Origin of the sequence: Bacillus sp. 17RED48 (genome assembly GCF_019837545.1) — a bacterium.
Lineage (GTDB): Bacteria > Bacillota > Bacilli > Bacillales > Bacillaceae_G > Bacillus_A > Bacillus_A wiedmannii.
Genome location: NZ_JADAXG010000002.1, coordinates 487,272 through 503,814, shown reverse-complemented (window position 1 = coordinate 503,814; position 16,543 = coordinate 487,272). Strand labels below are relative to the sequence as shown.

At 34.8% G+C, this 16,543-nt stretch carries 17 protein-coding genes, 1 pseudogene and 1 other annotated feature; of the genes and pseudogenes, 11 read left to right on the top strand and 7 right to left on the bottom strand.

Annotated elements, in window-relative coordinates:
• Window positions 1-61: 61 nt before the first annotated feature.
• The 4 genes from liaF (at window position 62) to ILT06_RS09230 (ending at window position 2,880) form a co-directional block, all read left to right on the top strand.
• Window positions 62-802, top strand: a complete 741-nt coding sequence (gene liaF, locus ILT06_RS09245) for a cell wall-active antibiotics response protein LiaF (RefSeq protein WP_064476650.1) — start codon at window positions 62-64, stop codon at window positions 800-802.
• Window positions 802-1,857, top strand: coding sequence for a sensor histidine kinase (locus ILT06_RS09240; RefSeq protein WP_064476649.1), 1,056 nt, complete (start codon window positions 802-804; stop codon window positions 1,855-1,857). The genes liaF and ILT06_RS09240 overlap by 1 nt, the downstream gene beginning before the upstream one ends.
• Window positions 1,854-2,486 carry a response regulator gene (locus ILT06_RS09235; protein WP_000598709.1) on the top strand — a complete coding sequence of 211 codons (633 nt, stop codon included), beginning with the start codon at window positions 1,854-1,856 and terminating at the stop codon, window positions 2,484-2,486. Before ILT06_RS09240 ends, ILT06_RS09235 begins: the two co-directional genes overlap by 4 nt.
• A gap of 97 nt (window positions 2,487-2,583) precedes the next feature.
• The gene (locus ILT06_RS09230) at window positions 2,584-2,880 is read left to right on the top strand and encodes a DUF3992 domain-containing protein (protein ID WP_142289442.1); all 297 of its coding nucleotides are present in this window, start codon (window positions 2,584-2,586) and stop codon (window positions 2,878-2,880) included.
• Between the two features lie 23 nt (window positions 2,881-2,903).
• Here ILT06_RS09230 and brnQ3 read toward each other — a convergent pair whose 3' ends face one another.
• A complete protein-coding gene (gene brnQ3, locus ILT06_RS09225) occupies window positions 2,904-4,259 on the bottom strand; it encodes a branched-chain amino acid transport system II carrier protein BrnQ3 (RefSeq protein WP_064476648.1) in 1,356 nt (451 codons plus the stop codon).
• 56 nt (window positions 4,260-4,315) lie between these two features.
• Window positions 4,316-4,574, bottom strand: a binding site (T-box leader).
• Between the two features lie 271 nt (window positions 4,575-4,845).
• On the opposite strand from brnQ3, the gene ILT06_RS09220 reads away from it, so the two are divergent.
• Window positions 4,846-5,055 (top strand): hypothetical protein, encoded by a 210-nt coding sequence (locus tag ILT06_RS09220; RefSeq protein ID WP_000880630.1) that lies wholly within the window; start codon window positions 4,846-4,848, stop codon window positions 5,053-5,055.
• Window positions 5,056-5,508: 453 nt separating this feature from the next.
• Here ILT06_RS09220 and ILT06_RS33040 read toward each other — a convergent pair.
• Window positions 5,509-5,797 (bottom strand): annotated as a pseudogene (locus ILT06_RS33040) (class I SAM-dependent methyltransferase); the annotation flags it as partial.
• A gap of 183 nt (window positions 5,798-5,980) precedes the next feature.
• Here ILT06_RS33040 and ILT06_RS09210 point away from each other — a divergent pair.
• Complete coding sequence (locus ILT06_RS09210) at window positions 5,981-6,832, top strand: YhfM domain-containing protein (protein ID WP_142289430.1); 852 nt, start codon at window positions 5,981-5,983, stop codon at window positions 6,830-6,832.
• Between the two features lie 99 nt (window positions 6,833-6,931).
• On the opposite strand, the gene ILT06_RS09205 is transcribed toward ILT06_RS09210, so the two are convergent.
• The gene (locus ILT06_RS09205) at window positions 6,932-7,129 is read right to left on the bottom strand and encodes a hypothetical protein (RefSeq protein ID WP_001053356.1); all 198 of its coding nucleotides are present in this window, start codon (window positions 7,127-7,129) and stop codon (window positions 6,932-6,934) included.
• A 150-nt stretch (window positions 7,130-7,279) separates the two neighbouring features.
• Here ILT06_RS09205 and ILT06_RS09200 point away from each other — a divergent pair, with 150 nt between their 5' ends.
• The 3 genes from ILT06_RS09200 (at window position 7,280) to hmpA (ending at window position 10,378) form a co-directional block, all read left to right on the top strand.
• Entirely contained in the window at window positions 7,280-8,377 is a 1,098-nt protein-coding gene (locus tag ILT06_RS09200) for a site-2 protease family protein (protein ID WP_088048389.1), read from the top strand.
• Window positions 8,378-8,491: 114 nt separating this feature from the next.
• Window positions 8,492-9,010 carry a hypothetical protein gene (locus tag ILT06_RS09195; RefSeq protein ID WP_064476644.1) on the top strand — a complete coding sequence of 173 codons (519 nt, stop codon included), beginning with the start codon at window positions 8,492-8,494 and terminating at the stop codon, window positions 9,008-9,010.
• Between the two features lie 159 nt (window positions 9,011-9,169).
• Window positions 9,170-10,378: an NO-inducible flavohemoprotein gene (hmpA, locus tag ILT06_RS09190; protein WP_088048390.1), complete on the top strand. Its 1,209-nt coding sequence runs from the start codon at window positions 9,170-9,172 to the stop codon at window positions 10,376-10,378.
• A gap of 32 nt (window positions 10,379-10,410) precedes the next feature.
• On the opposite strand, the gene ILT06_RS09185 is transcribed toward hmpA, so the two are convergent.
• Window positions 10,411-10,923, bottom strand: coding sequence for a Crp/Fnr family transcriptional regulator (locus ILT06_RS09185; RefSeq protein WP_000600574.1), 513 nt, complete (start codon window positions 10,921-10,923; stop codon window positions 10,411-10,413).
• Window positions 10,924-11,093: 170 nt separating this feature from the next.
• Here ILT06_RS09185 and ILT06_RS09180 point away from each other — a divergent pair, with 170 nt between their 5' ends.
• Entirely contained in the window at window positions 11,094-11,321 is a 228-nt protein-coding gene (locus tag ILT06_RS09180; protein WP_000882907.1) for a hypothetical protein, read from the top strand.
• A gap of 293 nt (window positions 11,322-11,614) precedes the next feature.
• Here ILT06_RS09180 and ILT06_RS09175 read toward each other — a convergent pair whose 3' ends face one another.
• The 3 genes from ILT06_RS09175 to ILT06_RS09165 all read right to left on the bottom strand — a co-directional run bounded on the left by ILT06_RS09175 (window position 11,615) and on the right by ILT06_RS09165 (window position 14,163).
• The gene (locus tag ILT06_RS09175; protein ID WP_000455764.1) at window positions 11,615-12,415 is read right to left on the bottom strand and encodes a sulfite exporter TauE/SafE family protein; all 801 of its coding nucleotides are present in this window, start codon (window positions 12,413-12,415) and stop codon (window positions 11,615-11,617) included.
• Between the two features lie 117 nt (window positions 12,416-12,532).
• Window positions 12,533-13,531 (bottom strand): inorganic phosphate transporter, encoded by a 999-nt coding sequence (locus ILT06_RS09170; protein ID WP_000380274.1) that lies wholly within the window; start codon window positions 13,529-13,531, stop codon window positions 12,533-12,535.
• An 11-nt stretch (window positions 13,532-13,542) separates the two neighbouring features.
• Entirely contained in the window at window positions 13,543-14,163 is a 621-nt protein-coding gene (locus ILT06_RS09165) for a DUF47 domain-containing protein (RefSeq protein ID WP_000231446.1), read from the bottom strand.
• Window positions 14,164-14,475: 312 nt separating this feature from the next.
• Here ILT06_RS09165 and ILT06_RS09160 point away from each other — a divergent pair, with 312 nt between their 5' ends.
• Window positions 14,476-16,518 carry a transglycosylase domain-containing protein gene (locus tag ILT06_RS09160; RefSeq protein ID WP_088048391.1) on the top strand — a complete coding sequence of 681 codons (2,043 nt, stop codon included), beginning with the start codon at window positions 14,476-14,478 and terminating at the stop codon, window positions 16,516-16,518.
• The last annotated feature ends 25 nt before the right edge of the window (window positions 16,519-16,543 follow it).

Genomic DNA, 16,543 nt, shown 5'->3' with positions numbered 1-16,543 from the left:
AAGGTGTTGGAAAGCAATGCCTTTTCTTCTATGTATATGTGACAAGAAGGGGGGAGCTGAAATGAAGAAGCATTTTTCAAAAACACAATTAATGGGGATGCTCCTCATCATATTTGGATTCGGTCTTTTTCTTGATATGATACTTGGACATTTTGAACCAGGTGGTCTCATTTTTGCATTTATTATGCTTATGTTTGGAAGGCATTATCGTAAGAAGAATCGTTACGTACGGGGAAATGTATTTTTATTTGTTGGTGGTATCGTATTTCTATTCTTCTTATTTTCATCAGCAGCATTTGTTCTTGTCGTATTTGCTTGTTTAGCTTTAGTTGGTTATCAACTGATTCAACAAGGACATCAGCAAAAAGCAATGAAGGTTGAAATTAAAGAAAAAGGGATTATAGACGAAGAGAAGCAAATATATCGCACAGAACCATATTTAAAAAATATGTTTGTAGGGAATATACGAATGATGGATCATATTTATGAACTTGAGGATATTAATGTTCAATATGGTGCTTGTGATGTGGAAATAGATTTAACAACTGCTATGATCCCAGAAGGGGAGACGGTAATTGTTATTCGAGGTGTCGTTGGTAATATTCGTTTATATGTGCCATATGATATTGAACTGTCTTTAAATCATTCTGTTATTGTTGGACGTGTGATCCTGCCAGGTCATGAAGAGACAGGGTTTAACCGCAATGTTACATTTAGAACAGAGCAGTATAAAGAAGCTCCTCGTCGTATTAAAATAATTTCTTCGCTTGTCGTAGGCGATACGGAAGTGAGGAAAGTATAATGAAGAAACAAAAAAATATTTCGTGGATGTATATTCGTTATTCTATGTTGTCTTCTGTTAGTATCGCACTCATTTGTACAATTGTATACGTATGGAAAAGCGAGCAACAAGTGTATGATTTATTATGGAAGGAATCCATCGCTTCTGTTCCAATTGGCTTGTTTATTATGACTACAAGTTTACTTATCGGGGGAATTGTAGGATATGCAATCGGTTACTATATAGAGCAGCGTATACAAGGGTTAAATACTTTTCTATTTGAAGTGGAGCGAGGGAATTTTCCGAGCGATGTTTCGTTTACTGCAGATGATGAATTTCATGAAGTAGAACGAAAAGTAATCGGTCTTGCTCGTCGATTAGAGGAGCAAGCTGGACTCTTTCAAAAAGTAACGAATGAACGAGCTCATTGGAATGAAGAGATGAGACAAGAAGCGATATCCCAAGAAAGGCATCGATTGGCGAGGGAGCTGCATGATTCTGTAAGTCAGCAGCTTTTTGCAATGTCGATGATGATGTCGGCTATTAATGAACAAGTAGCTGAAATTCCAGAAACGACAAAAAAGCAGTTGCAGCTCGTTGAAAATATGGTTGTAAATGCACAATCAGAAATGAGAGCATTGCTTCTTCATTTACGGCCTGTACAATTAGAAGGTAAGAAACTGACACAAGGTATAGAGGAATTATTAACGGAATTATCGCGAAAGCAACATATGAAAATTGAATGGCTAATCGAGCCAATAGAATTGAAAAAAGGTGTAGAAGATCATTTATTTCGTATTGTGCAAGAAGCTTTATCCAATACTTTACGACATGCGAAAGCGAAGAAAACGGAAGTACGTCTTCGGAAAATTGATCAATATGCAATTCTAAAAATTATTGATGATGGCGTTGGATTTGAAGTCGGAGTGAATAAGGCTGGTTCATATGGTTTAAGATCAATGCAAGAGCGTGTTCATGAGATTGGTGGGACATTAAAAGTACTTAGTTTCCCGGCTAAAGGGACACAAATAGAAGTAAAAGTACCGATTATGATTGAGAGAGGGGGAGAATCATGATAAAAGTGTTACTTGTCGATGATCATGAAATGGTTCGAATGGGTGTATCAGCATATTTATCAACGCAGCCAGATATAGAAGTAGTTGGAGAAGCTGAAAATGGAAGAAAAGGTTCAGAGTTAGCACTGCAATTAAGACCAGATATTATTTTGATGGATCTTGTCATGGACGAGATGGATGGGGTTGAAGCAACACGTGCTATTATTCAGGAATGGCCAGAAGCGAAAATTGTAGTTGTAACGAGCTTTTTAGATGATGAGAAATTGTACCCTGTTATTGAGGCTGGAGCGACAAGTTATTTATTAAAAACATCAAGAGCAAGTGATATAGCAGACGCTGTACGAGCTACTTATGATGGAGAAACGGTATTAGAGCCAAAAGTTACTGGTAAAATGATGTCTCGTATGCGTCAGAAGAAAGAACAGCCTTTGCATGAGGAGTTAACAGAAAGAGAGTCTGAAATTTTGTTATTAATTGCAGAGGGGAAAAGTAATCAAGAGATTGCAGATGAATTGTTTATTGCCCTCAAAACAGTAAAGACACATGTGAGTAATATTTTAAATAAGCTAAATGTAAGTGACCGGACACAGGCGGTTATTTATGCGTTTAGACATCAATTGACGAAATGATAAAGTGAAACTTTAATCAGTGGGGGCTATCCCACTGATTATTAGTTAACGCCAAATCTTTTTATTGACGTTAATAAATGTGAGCGTTATCATTGATTTGTTAACAGTACATACAAAGGGGAGAGAGTGTATGTTAGTTCAAACGATATTTGGCATGGATAAGTCTAAAAAATTAGGGGATTATGTGAACGCATTACAAGCGCTTTGTGCACAATATAATGTTGAAACAGATAAAATTGCAATTGTTGAGGCGACAGAAGAGTACTATTTATTTTTAGTAAAGCAAGAAGATTGCTACGATGTTGTCAAAGTAGAAACAGTGGATACAAATATCGAATATTATACGAAAGCGTATAAAATAAGCAGTTTTAATCATACTGCTTATCAAAAGTAAAAAAACTCCCTTTCGGGAGTTTTTTAGGATGCTTTTACTTCGCGGGAATCGGTTATTAAGGGAACTTTTTTCGCACCGCTTAACTTAGCGATTGTAAGGCCGATAATAGCCCCGGCTAATGCTGGTATTAACCAGCCTATTCCTTCCTTATATAAAGGGATAAATTCAAAGTATGGTGTGATAAATGAAACTGAAATACCACCTTGCTTTAATCCATCAAATACGCTTACGATTGCTGCTCCAATTAAAGCACCTACATAAACAGAGCGATATCCACCGAAATATTTATGAAGTAATGATAGGAGAACGAGTACAATTGCAATTGGATATACAACAAGTAGAATTGGAACAGAGATGGCAATAATTTTCGTTAAACCTAAGTTGGCAACTAATAATCCTAACGCACAAATGATAATCGCGAACATTTTGTATGAAAATGTAGTCAATAATGTTGAGAAATATTGACTACACGCAGATACAAGTCCAACACAAGTCGTTAGACAAGCGAGTGTAACGATTAGAGATAATAGAAGTAAACCGTAGGGACCGAATAATTGCTGTACGATAACAGTAAGTAATTGTCCGCCATTTTGTGCATATCCGAGCGAGACGCTAGTTGCACCGAGCCAGCCAAGTGCACCATATACAAGTACGAGACCAGTAGCGGCAATAAGTCCTGCTTTCGCTGTTGCGATAGCAATGGATTTACGATCTTTCACACCTTTAGAGCGAATGGCATTTACAACGATAATTCCAAATGCAAGCGCAGAAATGGTATCCATCGTTAAGTATCCTTCCATAAAGCCTTTGAAGATTGGAGAAGTTTGATACTCTTGCATTGCTGGTCCTGATTGCCCGAGTGGTGTAAATACACTTTTAACAAATAGTAAGAAAATAGAGAGTAATAAAATAGGTGTTAAAATATTTCCGATGCGATCGACAAGTTTAGATGGATTTAAACTAAGCCAAAATACGATAGCGAAGAAGATGACCGTGTATAAAAATAGAGCTAGGTTACTAGAGCGAATTGTTTCCGGTAAGAAAGAACTAACACCCATTTCATAAGCGACATTTGCAACGCGTGGAATTCCCATAGAAGGACCGATTGCGATGTATACAACTACAGTAAAGAAAATTCCGAATAATGGGTGAACATGACTTGCAAGTTGTTGCATACCGTTTCCTGATAAAGAAATTGCAATAACAGTTAATAATGGTAAACCGACTCCTGTTAGTAAAAATCCAATCATTGCCGGCCAAAAGTTTTCACCTGCATTTTGTCCAAGCATGGGAGGGAAAATTAAATTACCTGCCCCAAAAAATAAAGAAAATAGCATAAGACCCGTGAAAAAAATATGTTTTTTTGATACAGTGTTCATTGTTTTTCCTCCTTTTTTAAATTCATTTGTAAGAACACAAAAAACTCGTCCCTAAAGAAAGGGACGAGTTATATTTACCCGCGATACCACCCTAATTTATACATGTAGAAATGAGTCTATATGTATACGGCTTTACAACGTACAACATGATACGTGTTCCTTGTAACGGGGGACAGCCGGTAAGAACTTACTGTGACATTCGGTTCTACTTCTCGGAGATGATTTTCGGTTACGCACTGAACGTTGGCTTTCAGCAAATCGCCAACTCTCTGGGGGACAGTCCTATAACGTACTCGTTCTCGTCAATGAATTTTTATTCAAGTATTCTGAAAGTATTGTCACATGTTTTTTTTTGAAAGTCAATATTTTTTTGAAAGATATATGTATATACGGAAATATTGAATGTGATATTCGTTGATGTAAAGGGAATGGTGGATTGTAAAACGGGAGTGAAAATTTGTAGAGAATTGTAAAATTTGTAGAGAAAGTTGATATTTATAGGAGTAAAGAAGGTATTGTTTGAATTTACAGAGAATAATACAACAATCCACTTGCTGGAAAGAACAAACCAAAAGAGGTGACTGAAATGCTTGCGATGGGAGTATTATTTGGCATTATTGCTATAATTGGTTTTATGTGGTTATATTATTCGCGTTCGTTTAAACAAGCAGAAGTTTTACTCTTTCAAAAAGGTAGTTTGTTGACAAATCAGTCTAGATATTTAGTATGTCCGAAGTGTGGAAGTGCACAGGCCAGAAGTGGAGGCTATCAAGAGTGTTGCAAAATTAGATTATGAAAGAAGGAAGCCTCACATTATGTTGTGAGGCTTCCTTCCTTACAATTTCATGGCGCTCCAAATTGTCCACCGATCTCTTTCGATAATAGGAGAGATGCTTTGTAGTGCGGTCTGGACTTGTTGTAGAAGTTGAGAAAGTTCATGATCTGTTAATTCATATAGAATGGATCGACCTGTTCGAGGTGATAAATCTTGTAGCAATGCTTCTACAGAATCATGTATTTTTCGTACTTCCCATTGTGTTTGAGAGGGGAACACGTGAAGAAAATGTTTTTGTAATTCTTGCTGTATCGTGGTGGTTTTTGGCCGCCTTTTTGATTCTATTTCAATGAGTTTTGGAAAGATAGAGAAAAAATATCCACGAATGTGTTCGGGGCTTCCAGGAATTGTACAATCTTCAATGGTTCGGTCTTGTACAATAAGTACACCGTTTTTCTTTAATATACGAGAAGCTTCACGTAGAAATGTAGGAATGTCTTGTAAATGATGAATCACTGCGCGCGAAATAACAATGTCGAATGTATCATATAGAATATGGGACGCTATGTGCATCACCGTGAATGAATGAAATATTTGGAAAGCCGCTACAATTTTCTTTTGCAGCTTGTAATATTTCTTTTGAAAAATCAAGTCCAATGACATTTTTTGCCCCCATAAGAGCAAGTTCTTTCGTATAAATCCCGCCACCACAGCCAATATCAATTATTTGTTTGTTTTGTATATTTGTAATACTTTTTATCATTTCTCCCCAAGAAATATGGGCGTTTCGCTGTGCGTATGTGTATTTATTATTTGCATCGTGAAAATTAATGGACATGAAAAAGACCTCCTTTCAATACTTAGTATAGCGTATTTTATAGTGTGTCACGTTTTTGTTTTTTATATGAAGAGTATAAGAATTTCTTATTGTAAGAGGAGGATTAAGTTGAAAAGGAAATATGTATTGTTGTTATTTGCTATGTTACTAGCATCTTGTGGTCAAGTAGAGCAAAAAAAAGAAACAAAAAAAGTGGAAGAGACGGTGAATGAAGTGAAAGAAACAATAGGGGCAACCGTTATACAAAAAAAACATAAAGAGAAAAAGTTACAGGAATCAGAAGCTAAGTTAGTAATAGACATTATAGATAAAGCGGAAAAACAAGAAGTAACAGGTAGTTTTGGTGAACCGGAATATGAAATACAAATTAATAGGGATGGAAAAAAAGAAACATATTATGCATGGCTAAGAGGAGAAGACAGACGAGGATGGGTACAATATAAGAAAGCTATGTATATGCTGAATAAAAAAGATACGGAAAAGCTTTTGGCTATATTTCCAAATGTTTCAGAACAAAAAGAAGATGAGATGCAGGTAGGTCCTTTAACGGAAGTAACAAAAAAAGATTTGCAGATTACTGCGTTTCATATTAAAGCAGGCGATCAAAAAGTGAATTATACGGTGCGTTATACGATTTCACAATCACTATACAACAAGTTAGAGAAGGAACAAGAATATTATTTACAAGTCGTTTTCCCAGAAAAAGTTCAAAAATTAATTGGAGCAAAAGAGAGTGAAAAAATTTCAGGTGAAAAGGTAAAGGAAGGGTATAAACAATATGAATTGCATGCTACTGTGCAGGTAAAAGATGCTTCAGAATCACAATTAAAGTCATTAGAAACATATTATGAAAATTATGATTTGATAATATTAAATAGTAAAAAAGAAAAAATAGGTGTTTTTCAAAATATCATTCAAATTGTTAAAGAGTATGGTGAAAAAATGGATTTACAAAGATAAAATGAAACTTTAATTAGCCCTTACGGATCGGGATGAATGTAAAGTCTATATGACCTTTCCTAGGAAATGATAATAGAGAGGGGAAAACACCCCTCTCTATTATTTTGCTTTTGCAGATGGCTCATTCATTGATTTTCGTGTAATAAGAAAAGAAATCATAAGAGCGGAAAGGATGACAAGGGCAATAAATACGTGATTGGGCAACAAATCTAATAATAATACGTAACTAACAGTATAAAAAATAAGAGTTGAAGCTAAAAACGATAGAGCGCCTATTATGAGAGATTGTAAATTCATTTGCAAACACCTCCTTATATTTATATTTTTGGCTAAAAATGGATTAAATAAACATTATTTCTAACGATAGAAAAAAATATGTCATAATAGAGAAAAGAATAGTTTTGATGAATGAATATGATTCATTAATGAGAGATAAAGGAGAGAAATATGAAAAATAATAAAAAAGGATTATGGGGAATTATAGTTGCAATAGGGCTATTTTTACTCTCTAAGTTAAAGTGGGTATTTGCAATTTTTAAATTAGCAAAGTTTTCAACGGTATTTAGTATGTTTATATCACTTGGTGCATACGCAGTTATATATGGTTGGAAATTTGGGGTAGCGCTCATTTATTTATTGTTTATTCATGAAATGGGCCATTTATGGGCTGCGAAAAGAAAGGGGATACCAACATCGCCAGCAATATTTATTCCGTTTATGGGTGCTCTTATTGGGATGAAAGAGATGCCAAAAAATGCAAAAGATGAAGCTTATATCGCCTATATGGGACCTCTTTTCGGATTGTTGTCATTTTTACCTGCGATTCCACTTTATATAATAACGAAAGAGCCATTTTGGGCATTAATTATTTTACTTGGAAGTATGATTAACTTCTTTAACTTGATTCCGGTTTCTCCATTAGATGGTGGACGAATTATCTCAGTTGTAAGTACAAAGATTTGGGGAGCGGGTCTTATTGTATTGCTCGGTTATTCCATTTACTTTAAAAGTATTTTGGGAGGATTTATTTTTATTATCGGCTGTATGGAATTATATAGAGTAATAAAGAGAGATGAGCCAATTAAGGAATTAGGATATAGAATTGATGGAATGAAAGAATATGTTGCAAGGCTTGAAGAAGAGTTAAAAGAAACAGGTGCGGTGCATCGAAATATATATATGATGCAACATGAAATAAATATATTAAGGCAAAAAGAAAGAGAGAAAGAATTAAAAGTAGGAGAACTTCAAAAGATTGAAGTGTTAGAGCATCTTTTACCAAAGTTTGAGCCGCTTGATTACGTTCCATATGAAGATGAAAAAGAAACGCATACAATTCATATAAGAGAAGCATTTGAAATGTCAGAAAGAAAATTACAGGAATGGGAGACAGAAAAGAGACAACAGGAAAACTATTATAAAGTTGATATGAAAACAAAATGGACAGTCTTTGCTTGTTATATCGGATTAATGGCTATACTCGGTTACACAGCTTATGAAGGGTACATTGTTTTACAAGAACATTTACCAACGAGAAATGTATAGAAAAATATTGTCGAAATGATAGGAAGAATTTATACAGGAATTATATTTCTACGAGAGAATGTTACAAGTATAGTTATACATTGTAATATCTTTAGTAGAGAAGGAGTTCTGTATATGAAGAAATTGTTAATTGTATTCGGGAGTATTATCGTAATGATCATTGCGAGCTATAGTCTTATGAAATTGCTATTACATTATGCGAATAAGCCTGCTGAGGTAAGTACAATAGCTCAAATAGAAGATGTGCAAGAAGAGACAAAAGTGCTAGATTTTATTCGTATGACGCATGAAAGTTATAATAATTTCTTAAATTACGGTAAAGCAGAGAATTATACAGAAGGGGACTGGAACCAATTTAAACAATGGTTTCAACAACAAGAATCGTCTTTAAAAAATATACATACAGAAATAAAGAATGAAAAAATAAAACGTGATGTAAATAGAAGCTATGAAATTGTAAAAAAAGGTGTGGAACTTCAAAATATTGAGTATGTAGTTTATGCACATCGTGTATACCATGACTTAGATATTATTGTAAATAAATATAGAGGTGAAACGAACATCTGGGGGTATACAGAGTTTGGAGAGGGGAAAGATATAAGGGTAATTGAACAAGCTATACAGTCCAAATAATAAGCTAGCTAGAATTCTAGTTGGCTTATTTTCTTTTGTAAGTGCAATGTTCATATATTATTCACAAAAACACCGTGTTAATAGTGATTAAAATCACAATATGTACTATACAATTCAGTTAAACTAAAAACAGTTAAGGAAATAGAGGAGTGGGATACAATGTTAAGTGCAAAAACAATTGAAATCGTAAAGTCAACAGTACCATTATTACAAGAAAAAGGCGTTGAAATTACAACGAGATTTTATCAAATTTTATTTTCGGAACATCCGGAGTTATTGAATATTTTCAACCATACAAATCAGAAAAAGGGAAGACAACAACAAGCGCTAGCGAATGCTGTTTATGCAGCTGCAACGTATATTGATAATTTAGAAGCTATTATTCCAGTTGTAAAACAAATTGGTCATAAGCATAGAAGTTTAGGTATTAAAGCAGAGCATTACCCGATTGTAGGTACATGTTTACTACGTGCAATTAAAGAGGTCGCAGGTGCACCTGATGAAGTTTTAAATGCATGGGGAGAAGCTTATGGTGTCATTGCTGATGCATTCATTAGCATTGAAGCAGAGATGTATGAAGAAGCGGCACATAAAGAAGGTGGATGGAAAGATTTCCGTAACTTTGTGGTTGTTAAAAAAGTGAAGGAAAGCGACGTTATTACATCATTTTATTTAAAACCTGAAGATGGAGGGCAAGTTTCTTCATTCATCCCAGGACAATATGTAACGATTCAAATAAACATAGAAGGTGAAACGTATACACATAATCGTCAATATAGTTTATCAGATGCTCCTGGAAAAGAATATTATCGTATTAGTGTAAAGAAAGAAAAAGGTGTAGATACACCGGACGGTAAAGTATCTAACTACTTACACGATCATGTAGAAGAAGGGGATATGTTACCAGTAAGTGCACCAGCAGGAGATTTCGTATTAAATATGGATTCAACATTACCAGTTGTGCTAATTAGTGGTGGAGTAGGTATTACACCAATGATGAGTATGCTAAATACGTTAATTGAACAAAACTCAAAACGTAATGTATGTTTTGTTCAAGCAGCGATAAATAGTAATACACATGCAATGAAAGAACACGTTGAGGCAGTAGATAATGAATACGAACAAGTTAAAGCATACACTTGCTATTCTGCACCAACTGAAAAAGATTTGGAAATGAAGAACTTTGATAAAGAAGGTTTCATTGAAGCTGAATGGTTACAAACTATTATTCCGACAACTGAAGCAGAATTTTATTTTTGTGGTCCCGTACCATTTATGAAGCATATAAATGCTGCACTAACTAATTTAGGTGTGGAACAAGAGCATATTCATTATGAATTTTTCGGTCCAGCAGCAAGCTTACAATAGATGAAGTTTGAAATAAGTAAAAAAACGAGGTATTATTTTACCTCGTTTTTTATTTGTTCTCGTAACAGCCGATTTACCGTTTCACGGCGTATACCTATGAGTTGACCGATTTCAGTTTGTGTTAATATTTCATATATAGGAATGTCACCTAAATATAGTGTGAACCATTCTTGTAAACGATGTAGACGTTCTTTCGGAGAGACGGTTGTCAATTGATCGATACGCTGTTGCATCATTCTTAATTTTGATTGTAGTTGCATAGCAATATTTGCATATGATGCAGGATTTGCCTGAAGCTGATCGTACCATTCATTACTAATTATAGGTTCAACTTCTGTTTTCATTAAAGCGATTGCTGTACCGTGATATTCCTTCGGTGAAATTAAAGAATGGTGAGGTATCGTTTCACCTGGAACGATAATGTTGAATAGAAATGGTGTTCCATCTTCTTCTATCCGTACTACTTTTAATAAACCTGTTTTTATAAAATATAAAGGACCGTCCTCGCCTTGACGGAATAGTACATCTCCTTTGTGTAGAATCAATGTTAGCCCCCCCATTTAAACATTTCTATTTCTTCTATTTTAGCGTATATGTATAAAGACAATATGCTTTTAAATAGCAATTTCATTGACGAAATATATGCTATTACAGTAGTATACTATTTAGTGTGTAATAGTACTAGCAATGAATACGCTGTAGGGGGTTTAGTATATTGTTAGATGCGATAAAAATGACGGATATGAGAATTCCGGCGAATGCTATCATTCATGTAGAAGAGATGAAAGGTGGAGTCGTGTTATCCGTTGAAGTAGACGGCCAAATTATTTATACGATGGCTTATGATGAAGAAACAGATAGTTATGCTGAATTATATGATCGAAACGATAAGAGGGCGTGCCAAGTACATGAGGATTTTATGGGATGGTCACTTCTTCACTAAAAAAGATGTCAATATGACATCTTTTTTTATTAAAACGATAGAATATACAAAGAAATGAAATATAAGGATAAAATTTGTAATAAATGATTTTGCATTGTTAGCACTTTGTAACTGCAAGTGAATTATTTTTTCGCTATCATAAAGATAACAGTCGCAGTTATAGGAGTGGTCAACTTGAAGAAAGTACATATTTCCAATTATATGTTATTATGTGTTTGTTTAATTTTATTTGTTCTCTTAGGAGGATTTTTATATTCATGTGTATAAGAAAAACGCATCCTAAAAAGAACGCGTTATAAAAAAGAAGTGATGATTAATCTAGTTCCGAGAATAATTAATGTGATACGTAATAAATTAATTACGGCATTACCACTTAATTTTGTATTAATATAAGCCCCGATTTTTCCGCCAATCCATGCACCAGGAATAAGAATTAATGCGTAAACCCAGCTGACATTTCCAAGGGAGATGTGAGTTGCAGAACTTACAATTGCTGATAAAAATACGATAAACATCGAAGTTGCTACAGCAATATGTGCTGGGAATGCAAAAAGTAGCATCATTGCTGGAACAAGTAAGGCACCGCCGCCAATTCCAAATAATCCAGATATAAAACCAACTATAAAGGCGATAAAGATAGCGAGAAGCGGTGGGAATTGATAGTGTACAGTGTTTCCTTCGTTATCTGTAAAAGAACGCTTAATTACCGTCATATTGGATAAAGAAAGGGGGTTTAATTTGTCTCGTAACATAAGAAGAATGGAGACAAAAATAAGGAAAATCCCAAAATATAAAGAAAATGTATCTTGGTTTAAAAATTTGTTTGCCCACGAGCCGATGATACCACCAGGGCCACTCCCGATAAATAAAATAAGTCCACTTTTGTAATCTACTCGTTTATGCTTCATATAAGTAAGGGTGGAAGATAGTCCTGTAAAAACGACTGTTACCATTGAAGTTCCTACTGCAAGTTGTGGTGATAGACTGTGTAATCCAATTAATAACGGAACAATAATAATTCCGCCACCAAGCCCGACTAGACTCCCGACTGTCCCGGCGATTAACCCGATGAAAAGTAACATGATGTATTCCAAAATTTCCAACTCCTCTATATAACTTATCCACCAATTATTATACACGCTTTTTAATAAGAAAAAGGTTTGTTCACAAAAAAGTCGTCTTCCTAGAAAAATAAGGAAGACGACTTTTAATTAAAAGATTAAGTGTAATAAAGCGTAAAATAATGCAGCTAACGAAGCTGAAATAGGAAGTGTAATAACCCATGTAATTAACATACGTTTTGCAGTTCCCCATTTTACACCTTTCACACGATGTGAAGCACCAACCCCTAAAATAGAAGAAGAGATAACGTGCGTTGTACTAACCGGTAAGTGAATGAATGTTGCGCCGAAAATAACAAGTGATGATGATAAATCAGCAGCTACACCATTTACAGGACGAATTTTCATAATTTGTCCACCGACAGTTTTAATAATTTTCCATCCGCCGACAGAAGTACCAAGACCCATTGCGATTGCACAACATAATTGTACCCAGAACGGGATGTCGTCAGAAGTATGATAGTTATTGGCCATAAGAGCCATCGTAATGATTCCCATTGCTTTTTGTGCATCATTCGTACCATGTGTATAAGCTTGTAATGCTGCAGTGAAGATCTGGAATATACGGAAGTTTTTGTTCGTTTTCGTTAAATTAAAGTTTTTAAAGACTACTTTAAAAATACTGTATACGATATAACCAATAACAAAAGCGATAATCGGTGAAATGATTAAAGCTTCAAGAATTTTTATGAACCCTTTAAGATTTAATGAGCTAATACCGGCAGCAGCGATAGCTGCACCTGCGATTGAGCCGATAATTGCATGCGAAGAACTACTTGGAATACCGTAGTACCAAGTAATTAAATTCCAAGCTATTGCCGCAAGTAAAGCAGCTAAAATTACAAGAGAACCATTTTGCAAGGCAAATGGATCAACGATATCTTTTGTAATCGTTTTTGCTACACCTGTAAATGTCATCGCACCTAAAAAGTTCATAATAGCTGCCATAATAATTGCATGTCTAGGCTTTAGAGCTTTCGTTGAAACAGCCGTTGCAATAGCGTTTGCTGTATCGTGAAATCCATTGATAAAGTCAAAAGCTAAAGCGCAAATGACTACTAAAACGGTCAGTATCAAGAGTGTATCCATGATCAAACTCCTTACGCGTTCTTCATAATAATTGTTTCTAATACGTTTGCAACGCTTTGGCAGCTATCCGCTACTTCTTCAAGCTCTTCGTAAATCTCTTTGTATTGAATAATCTTAATCGGATCTTTCTCACGAGAGAATAAGTGCTTAATCGCATGACGGCGAATATCATCACATTGTGATTCGTAATCCTTAATCTTAATCGCGTTCGTACGAATGTCGACTAACTTCTTTTTAGACAGTAGTTCAACAGAATTTGCAATCTCAATCGCACATTGATTAATTGCTTCAACGAATTTAATCATGTATTCATCAGCTTCTGTAATAGAATACATTTCGAATAGACCAGCACTATGATCTAATCCGTCTAATACATCATCCATACTCATTGCAAGTTGTAGGATGTCCTCACGTTCAATTGGAGTAATAAACGCTTTGTTTAGCTCCATAATGATTTCGTGAATAAATGAGTCACCTTTTGACTCATACTCTTTCATGCGCATAGAAAACTCTTTTAAATCGCTAGCATTTTTAATTTTATACTCCACGAAAAACTGCGCGCCTTCTTTTAAATTTTCGGAAACATTCATTAACATTTCAGAAAATTTATCTTTTTTTGATTTAAATACCATTATTAGTTACCCCCACAAAAGTAATATATGTAAAATATATTGGCTAGTCAATTCTAACAAAAAACTGTCGTTTTTTAAAACATTTTATCGAAAAGTTTACAAAAACTTAACATAACTCTCATTGTTGTATTAATAATATTAATAATCAATAGTGAATATCTTACTTGTAGAATGTCCTTTTCTTGCAAAAAGTATGAATGTGAAAGAAAAGCTTTACACTACAGGAAAGACTACGTTATTATAATAAATTTAAAAGGAGGTATATTCTTCCTTTTGAAAAGAAGAGTGTAAACAAACGAAGGAAGTGAACGAATGAAATTGAAGAACACTCACTTAAAAAAAATGCGGGAGTGGTTCAACAAGAGGAAGAAACTTCGTAATTCATTAATTGTATTAGGAAGTTTACTTGCTACTCTATTTATTGCTATAAATATAATAATTTCTATTCAAGACATATCTGAATTGAAACAAGCTGTTCCGCAACCGACCTTAATTTATGATGCAAATAATGAAGTTGCGACGAAATTAGCTTCTTCTAAAACAGAAGGTGTTAAAAGGAAAGATATTCCTGACATTATGGTTCAGGCAATTGTTGCAGTAGAAGATAAGGAATTTTTTAACCATCACGGTATTTACTATAGTGGAATTATAAGTGCAGTTTTTAAAAATATTACAGCAGGAGAAGTCGTGGCGGGGGGAAGTACAATTACACAACAACTTGCGAAAAATGTATTTCTGACACAAGACCGCACATACTCTCGAAAAATAAAGGAATATTTTTTAACAAAAAAAATAGAGCGTACGTATACGAAAGATGAAATTATTGAAATGTATATGAACCAAATTTATTTTGGTGAAGGTGCTTGGGGCATAAAAAGGGCAGCTAAATCTTATTTTGATAAAGATGTAAAAGATTTAACAGTTTCAGAAGCTGCAACGATTGCTGGCTTGATTAAAGCACCGTCTGCATATTCGCCTTATAAAAACTTTAATAAATCAATCGAACGACGTAATGTTGTATTAAGTTTAATGAAAGAGCAAGGATATATCTCTGACGAACAGTATAATAAAGAAAAAGAGAGCGGTCTTGTGTTAAAACGTGGTGTGGATGATAAATACAAGGGGAAATACTCTCAATATGTAGATTATATTGTTAGAGAAGCAATGGACAAGTACGAATTAACACAAAATGAAATTTTAGCGGGTGGTTATCGTATTTATACAGAGCTTGATCCGAAAAAACAACAGGCTGTGGAAGACGTTGTGAATAATGAGAGTTATTTCAAAGATAATGGCTCAGACCAGCTTATGCAAACGGGTGTAGTTCTTATGAATCCAAAAACAGGTGGCGTACCAGCTTTAGTTGGAGGAAGAGGGCCGTATCAGTTTTTACAGTTTAACCATGCAACTCAATTAAAAAGACAACCTGGCTCAACCTTAAAGCCCTTGGCTGTATATGTACCAGCGTTAGAGCAAGGGTATGAAGTATACGATATATTGAAAGATGAACCATTTAATATTAAAGAATATAAACCACAAAATAGCGATCACACTTTTCACGGTGATGTGACAATGTATGAAGCTGTGGCAAAGTCGTACAATGTTTCGGCTGTTTGGCTATTAGAACAAATTGGATTGGATAAGGGATTGAAATCTTTAGAGCGATTTGGTATTCCATTAGTGCCAGAAGATCGTACGTATCCGATCGCTTTAGGCGGTATGCATGTGGGGACATCTCCATTTGTAATGGCTCAAGCGTATAGTGCATTTGCAAATGACGGTGTCCAAGTGGAAGCTCATGCGATTAGAGAGATACAAAATGCTGAAGGTGAAATAATTGGAAAGTGGTATAAGAAAGAGACACGAGTGACGAGCGAGAAAATTGCTCAAAAGATGACATATTTATTAAAAGGTGTTGTCGAAAAGGGAACGGGCGAAAAGGCGAAAGTTAATAATGTTGATACGGCTGGTAAGACAGGAACGACTCAAATTGTAAATGGACCAAGCACCGGTGCAAAGGATTCATGGTTTGTTGGATACACACCAGATTTAGTAGGTGCGATTTGGGTAGGATATGATAAAACAGATAGTGATCATTATGTTCCGGGGGGAAGTCAAATTACGACGACAATGTTCCGGGATATTATGAAAAAAGCGAATGCCAATCCAGCTCAAAAAGCATTCCAGTTATCGCTCATATCTGAGGCTGATTATAAAAAACAATTGAATACAATAGAAGAGGAAAAACGAAGAAAAGAAGAAGAGAAGAGAAGAAAAGAAGAGGAACAACAAAGAAAAAAAGAGCAACAAGAGTGGATTGATAAAGTGAAAGAATGGATTCCTTCATTTTGGTAAAAGAAAGAGGCGAATAACGAAATTC

Bases quoted from the DNA above. Each gene is read 5' to 3' on its own strand.
- liaF (WP_064476650.1), top strand. From the start codon at position 62: ATGAAGAAGCATTTTTCAAAAACACAATTAATGGGGATGCTCCTCATC.
- ILT06_RS09235 (WP_000598709.1), top strand. From the start codon at position 1,854: ATGATAAAAGTGTTACTTGTCGATGATCATGAAATGGTTCGAATGGGT.
- ILT06_RS09160 (WP_088048391.1), top strand. From the start codon at position 14,476: ATGAAATTGAAGAACACTCACTTAAAAAAAATGCGGGAGTGGTTCAAC.
- ILT06_RS09205 (WP_001053356.1), bottom strand. From the start codon at position 7,129: ATGAATTTACAATCTCTCATAATAGGCGCTCTATCGTTTTTAGCTTCA.
- ILT06_RS09220 (WP_000880630.1), top strand. From the start codon at position 4,846: ATGCTTGCGATGGGAGTATTATTTGGCATTATTGCTATAATTGGTTTT.
- brnQ3 (WP_064476648.1), bottom strand. From the start codon at position 4,259: ATGAACACTGTATCAAAAAAACATATTTTTTTCACGGGTCTTATGCTA.
- ILT06_RS09165 (WP_000231446.1), bottom strand. From the start codon at position 14,163: ATGGTATTTAAATCAAAAAAAGATAAATTTTCTGAAATGTTAATGAAT.
- ILT06_RS09240 (WP_064476649.1), top strand. From the start codon at position 802: ATGAAGAAACAAAAAAATATTTCGTGGATGTATATTCGTTATTCTATG.
- ILT06_RS09200 (WP_088048389.1), top strand. From the start codon at position 7,280: ATGAAAAATAATAAAAAAGGATTATGGGGAATTATAGTTGCAATAGGG.
- ILT06_RS09170 (WP_000380274.1), bottom strand. From the start codon at position 13,531: ATGGATACACTCTTGATACTGACCGTTTTAGTAGTCATTTGCGCTTTA.
- hmpA (WP_088048390.1), top strand. From the start codon at position 9,170: ATGTTAAGTGCAAAAACAATTGAAATCGTAAAGTCAACAGTACCATTA.
- ILT06_RS09195 (WP_064476644.1), top strand. From the start codon at position 8,492: ATGAAGAAATTGTTAATTGTATTCGGGAGTATTATCGTAATGATCATT.